The sequence below is a fragment of the Streptomyces sp. NPDC058678 genome (genome assembly GCF_042714835.1).
Lineage (GTDB): Bacteria > Actinomycetota > Actinomycetes > Streptomycetales > Streptomycetaceae > Streptomyces.
Map to the genome: position 1 here is coordinate 68,871 of NZ_JBHXSG010000018.1, position 5,307 is coordinate 74,177.

A 5,307-nucleotide genomic window follows, 5' to 3' on the forward strand; every position below is an offset into this window, starting at 1 on the left:
CTAAGTTGGGGGACGCGTACGCAGCTGGTTAAACCGAAACCGAACCCTAAGTCGGGGGTGTTTTATGGGGGGGGGTTGGCCCCAGCGGTGGCACACGCCACCCACCCTCGACCCGATCCCCTCGTCGCTGGGGACCGAACAGCACAGGGCCCCGGAACCGGCGCAGGGGTCCCGGGGCCCGGTCAGAGGGGCGGCTGTGTACGAGCCGCCGCCGCAGCCGTCACACGCGCCGCAGCACTGCCACCACCTTGCCGAGGATGGTCGCGTCGTCGCCGGGAATCGGCTCGTAGGCGGAGTTGTGCGGGAGGAGCCAGACGTGGCCGTCCTCTCGCTTGAAGCGCTTGACGGTCGCTTCGCCGTCGAGCATCGCGGCGACGATGTCGCCGTTCTCGGCGACGGGCTGGCGGCGGACCGTGACCCAGTCTCCGTCGCAGATCGCGGCTTCGATCATGGAGTCGCCGACGACCTTGAGGACGAACAGCTCACCATCGCCGACCAGCTGGCGGGGGAGAGGGAACACATCCTCGACGGACTCCTCCGCGAGGATCGGGCCACCTGCGGCGATGCGGCCGACCAGCGGGACGTACGAGGCGGCGGGCTTTCCCGCGGTGTCCGTGGGCTGCGCCGATGAGGTCTGGTCGGAACCGCGCACCTCGTACGCGCGCGGGCGGTGCGGGTCACGGCGCAGGAAGCCCTTGCGTTCCAGCGCCATGAGCTGGTGCGCGACGGACGACGTGCTGGACAGGCCGACCGCCTGGCCGATCTCGCGCATCGACGGCGGGTAGCCACGCCGCTGCACTGAGTCCCGGATGACCTCGATCACCCGCCGTTGCCGGTCGGTGAGCCCGGAGCTGTCCGCCCGGATGCCCGGAGGTCGGCCCGGCAGGGAGCGCTTGTGCCCCTCGGGATTCATGGCTTCGTTCATCGCATGCACCGGCTCGAGTCGGCCCTGGGAGCGGTCCTGGGCAGTGATGGTGGCACTGTCTGCGGTGGTGGTCACGTCGGCCCCTCTCGATGGTCTCCCTGCTGGACAACGGTAGTTGCTTTCGAAAGGTTGCGCCAAACACACGTTCGAGTGAAAAAACGCGAATAGCCTGACTCGACCACATGCCTGGGTGTATGGATGACGCGACGCCTGGCAGACAAAAGCGTCCATTGTTGTGCTATTCGCCGCCGGGATGGCGACCTCGTGAGTGCCGGCCCAGTCTGCCATCACCCTTCCCGGCAACCGGGAACCGGCCCCCATCTGTGCGGGAACCCCACGCGCCCTCCCTGTGGCGCCCACGGTATCTCCGCATATGTCGCAGCGGTACGGCCGTGCGGCCATGTGTCGGTGTGGCGGTATGGGCATGGGGCACATGCCCATACGTCCGCGACACGCGTGTATGGCGTGCATGTATGGGCCAATCCCCACATGTAGTGGTTGGATTGCAGCAGCAGCCCAGAAGTTGTGGTCCCCCGGGTCTTTGAGCCCTCGGCGATCGCCTATGCTTGGGGCTGCTTCAAGGGGCCCAAGAGGCCCGAGAGGTCTCTTGAGGCTATTGAGTCTGCTGTTGAGGAGGGTTGGGAGTTCATGCACTGCCCCTTCTGCAGGCACCCCGACAGCCGTGTCGTCGACAGTCGAACGACCGACGACGGTACGTCGATCCGCAGGCGCCGCCAGTGCCCTGACTGCTCCCGTCGTTTCACGACCGTGGAGACGTGCTCGCTCATGGTGGTGAAGCGGTCCGGGGTCACCGAGCCTTTCAGTCGTACCAAGGTCATCAATGGCGTGCGCAAGGCATGTCAGGGACGGCCTGTCACGGAGGACGCACTCGCCCAGCTCGGCCAGCGGGTCGAGGAGGCGGTGCGGGCCACCGGAAGCGCCGAGCTGACCACCCACGACGTGGGGCTGGCCATACTCGGCCCGTTGCAGGAACTCGATCTCGTCGCCTATCTGCGATTCGCCTCCGTCTACCGGGCATTCGACTCGCTCGAGGACTTCGAGGCCGCGATCGCGGAACTCAGGCAGCAGACGGGACCCCCCACCGCGGACGACGAGGACCGCGAAGGGGCTGTCACGGGGAGCCAGGAAGACGGCCGCGGGTCCGGCGGGACTGCTCAGGTCCCCGAACCCGCCCACGCCGCCGACTGACCGGCGGGCCGGAACCGGGCCAAGGCCCCGGTCCGGCCGGGCGGCGTCGGACGACGACTTGTTGCGGGCGGTGTGCGAGTGGGCGCCCGCGACACCAGACACAACACAGTGCCACGGGAACATCGTGGCATTTCAGGGCGTTTTTGCCTGTACAGGGAGGCGGCATGACAGAGACGGCGAGCGGTCCGGCACGGAGTTCCCGCGCCAAGGGCACCAAGGCGACCAAGGGGCTGCGTATCGAGCGCATCCACACCACCCCCGGCGTGCATCCGTACGACGAGGTGGCCTGGGAGCGTCGTGACGTCGTCATGACCAACTGGCGCGACGGCTCGGTCAATTTCGAGCAGCGTGGCGTCGAGTTCCCCGACTTCTGGTCGGTGAACGCGGTCAACATCGTCACCAGCAAGTACTTCCGGGGTGCCGTCGGCACCCCGCAGCGCGAAGTGAGCCTCAAGCAGCTCATCGACCGCATCGTGAAGACGTACCGGAAGGCCGGCGAGGACTACAAGTACTTCGCCTCGCCCGCCGATGCGGAGATCTTCGAACACGAGCTGGCGTACGCCCTTCTGCACCAGATCTTCAGCTTCAACAGCCCCGTCTGGTTCAACGTCGGTACGCCCCAGCCCCAGCAGGTCTCCGCCTGCTTCATCCTGTCCGTCGACGACTCCATGGAGTCGATCCTCGACTGGTACAAGGAAGAGGGCATGATCTTCAAGGGCGGCTCCGGTGCCGGCCTGAACCTCTCCCGCATCCGCTCCTCCAAGGAACTGCTGTCCTCCGGCGGCAACGCCTCCGGGCCGGTCTCCTTCATGCGCGGTGCCGACGCCTCCGCAGGAACGATCAAGTCCGGTGGCGCCACCCGGCGCGCCGCCAAGATGGTCATCCTCGACGTCGACCACCCCGACATCGAGGGGTTCATCGAGACCAAGGTCAAGGAAGAGGAGAAGATCCGCGCCCTGCGTGACGCGGGCTTCGACATGGACCTGGGCGGCGACGACATCACGTCGGTGCAGTACCAGAACGCCAACAACTCCGTCCGTGTGAACGACGAGTTCATGAAGGCGGTCGAGCAGGGCGGCAAGTTCGGCCTCCGCGCGCGGATGACCGGCGAGGTCATCGAAGAGGTGGACGCCAAGTCGCTCTTCCGCAAGATGGCCGAGGCGGCCTGGGCCTGTGCCGACCCCGGCATCCAGTACGACGACACCATCAACGCCTGGCACACGTGCCCGGAGTCGGGTCGTATCAACGGCTCGAACCCGTGCAGCGAGTACATGCACCTGGACAACACGTCCTGCAACCTCGCCTCGCTGAACCTGATGAAGTTCCTCAAGGACGACGGCCTTGGCCACCAGTCCTTCGAGGTCGAGCGTTTCGCGAAGGTCGTCGAGCTCGTCATCACCGCGATGGACATCTCCATCTGCTTCGCGGACTTCCCGACCCAGAAGATCGGCGAGAACACGCGCGCCTTCCGCCAGCTCGGCATCGGCTACGCCAACCTCGGTGCCCTGCTGATGGCGACCGGCCACGCGTACGACTCCGACGGTGGCCGTGCCCTCGCCGGCTCCATCACCTCCCTGATGACCGGCACGTCGTACAAGCGCTCCGCCGAACTCGCCTCGGTCGTCGGTCCGTACGACGGCTACGCCCGAAACGCCCAGCCGCACCTGCGCGTCATGAAGCAGCACTCCGACGCCAACACCAAGGCCGTCCGCATGGACGACCTGGACTCGCCGATCTGGGCCGCCGCCACGGAGGCCTGGCAGGACGTCCTGCGGCTCGGTGAGAAGAACGGTTTCCGGAACTCCCAGGCGTCCGTCATCGCACCGACCGGCACCATCGGTCTCGCGATGTCCTGCGACACCACCGGCCTTGAGCCCGACCTCGCGCTGGTCAAGTTCAAGAAGCTGGTCGGCGGCGGCTCGATGCAGATCGTCAACGGCACCGTTCCGCAGGCCCTGCGCCGCATGGGCTACCAGGAGGAGCAGATCGAGGCGATCGTCGCCCACATCGCCGACCACGGCAATGTGATCGACGCACCCGGCCTCAAGTCCGAGCACTACGAGGTGTTCGACTGCGCCATGGGCGAGCGCTCCATCTCCGCGATGGGCCACGTCCGCATGATGGCCGCCATCCAGCCGTGGATCTCCGGCGCGCTGTCCAAGACGGTCAATCTGCCGGAAACGGCGACCGTCGAGGACGTCGAAGAGGTCTACTTCGAAGCCTGGAAGATGGGCGTCAAGGCGCTCGCCATCTACCGCGACAACTGCAAGGTCGGCCAGCCCCTCTCCGCCAAGACCAAGGAGAAGGAAAAGGTCGAGGTCACGGAGAAGGCCGAAGCGACCATCCGCGGGGCGGTCGAGAAGATCGTCGAGTACCGCCCGGTCCGCAAGCGCCTCCCCAAGGGCCGTCCCGGTATCACGACGTCCTTCACGGTCGGCGGCGCCGAGGGCTACATGACGGCCAACTCCTACCCTGACGACGGCCTCGGCGAGGTCTTCCTGAAGATGTCGAAGCAGGGTTCGACCCTCGCGGGCATGATGGACGCCTTCTCGATCGCCGTCTCCGTCGGCCTTCAGTACGGCGTGCCGCTGGAGACGTACGTCTCGAAGTTCACGAACATGCGCTTCGAGCCGGCCGGCATGACGGACGACCCGGACGTGCGGATGGCGCAGTCGATCGTCGACTACATCTTCCGCCGCCTGGCGCTCGACTTCCTGCCTTTCGAGACGCGCTCCGCGCTCGGTATCCACTCCGCCGAAGAGCGCCAGCGTCACCTGGAGACGGGTTCGTACGAGCCGTCCGACGACGAGGTCGACGTCGAGGGCCTGGCCCAGTCGGCACCGCGCGCCCAGGAGCTGATGGCCGTCGCCACGCCGAAGGCCGAGGTCGAGGTGGCCAAGCCTGCCCCGCAGCAGGCGCACACCAGCGCCGAGCTGGTGGAGATGCAGCTGGGCATCCAGGCCGACGCCCCGCTGTGCTTCTCCTGCGGTACGAAGATGCAGCGGGCCGGCTCCTGCTACATCTGCGAGGGCTGCGGTTCGACCAGCGGGTGCAGCTGATCACCGGCACCCTCAGGGTGTGAACCTACTGTCAGGGCGGTGGGGGCCGGGGGGGCGCGCCCCCCCCCCCCGGGGGGGTGGTTGTGGCGTCGGGCCCGGGTGGCGGAGCCCCAG

General features: G+C 67.1%; 3 protein-coding genes. 2 read left to right on the forward strand and 1 reads right to left on the reverse strand.

Annotation, left to right across the window (positions count from 1 at the left end):
- Window positions 1-220: 220 nt before the first annotated feature.
- Entirely contained in the window at window positions 221-1,000 is a 780-nt protein-coding gene (lexA, locus tag ACFWWR_RS18500; RefSeq protein ID WP_383866444.1) for a transcriptional repressor LexA, read from the reverse strand.
- Window positions 1,001-1,573: 573 nt separating this feature from the next.
- On the opposite strand from lexA, the gene nrdR reads away from it, so the two are divergent.
- Together nrdR and ACFWWR_RS18510 are read left to right on the forward strand one after the other, a co-directional pair.
- Window positions 1,574-2,134, forward strand: coding sequence for a transcriptional regulator NrdR (nrdR, locus tag ACFWWR_RS18505; protein ID WP_383866446.1), 561 nt, complete (start codon window positions 1,574-1,576; stop codon window positions 2,132-2,134).
- 164 nt (window positions 2,135-2,298) lie between these two features.
- Window positions 2,299-5,193, forward strand: coding sequence for a vitamin B12-dependent ribonucleotide reductase (locus ACFWWR_RS18510; RefSeq protein ID WP_383866448.1), 2,895 nt, complete (start codon window positions 2,299-2,301; stop codon window positions 5,191-5,193).
- Window positions 5,194-5,307 lie beyond the last annotated feature (114 nt).

Bases quoted from the DNA above. Each gene is read 5' to 3' on its own strand.
- nrdR (WP_383866446.1), top strand. From the start codon at position 1,574: ATGCACTGCCCCTTCTGCAGGCACCCCGACAGCCGTGTCGTCGACAGT.
- ACFWWR_RS18510 (WP_383866448.1), top strand. From the start codon at position 2,299: ATGACAGAGACGGCGAGCGGTCCGGCACGGAGTTCCCGCGCCAAGGGC.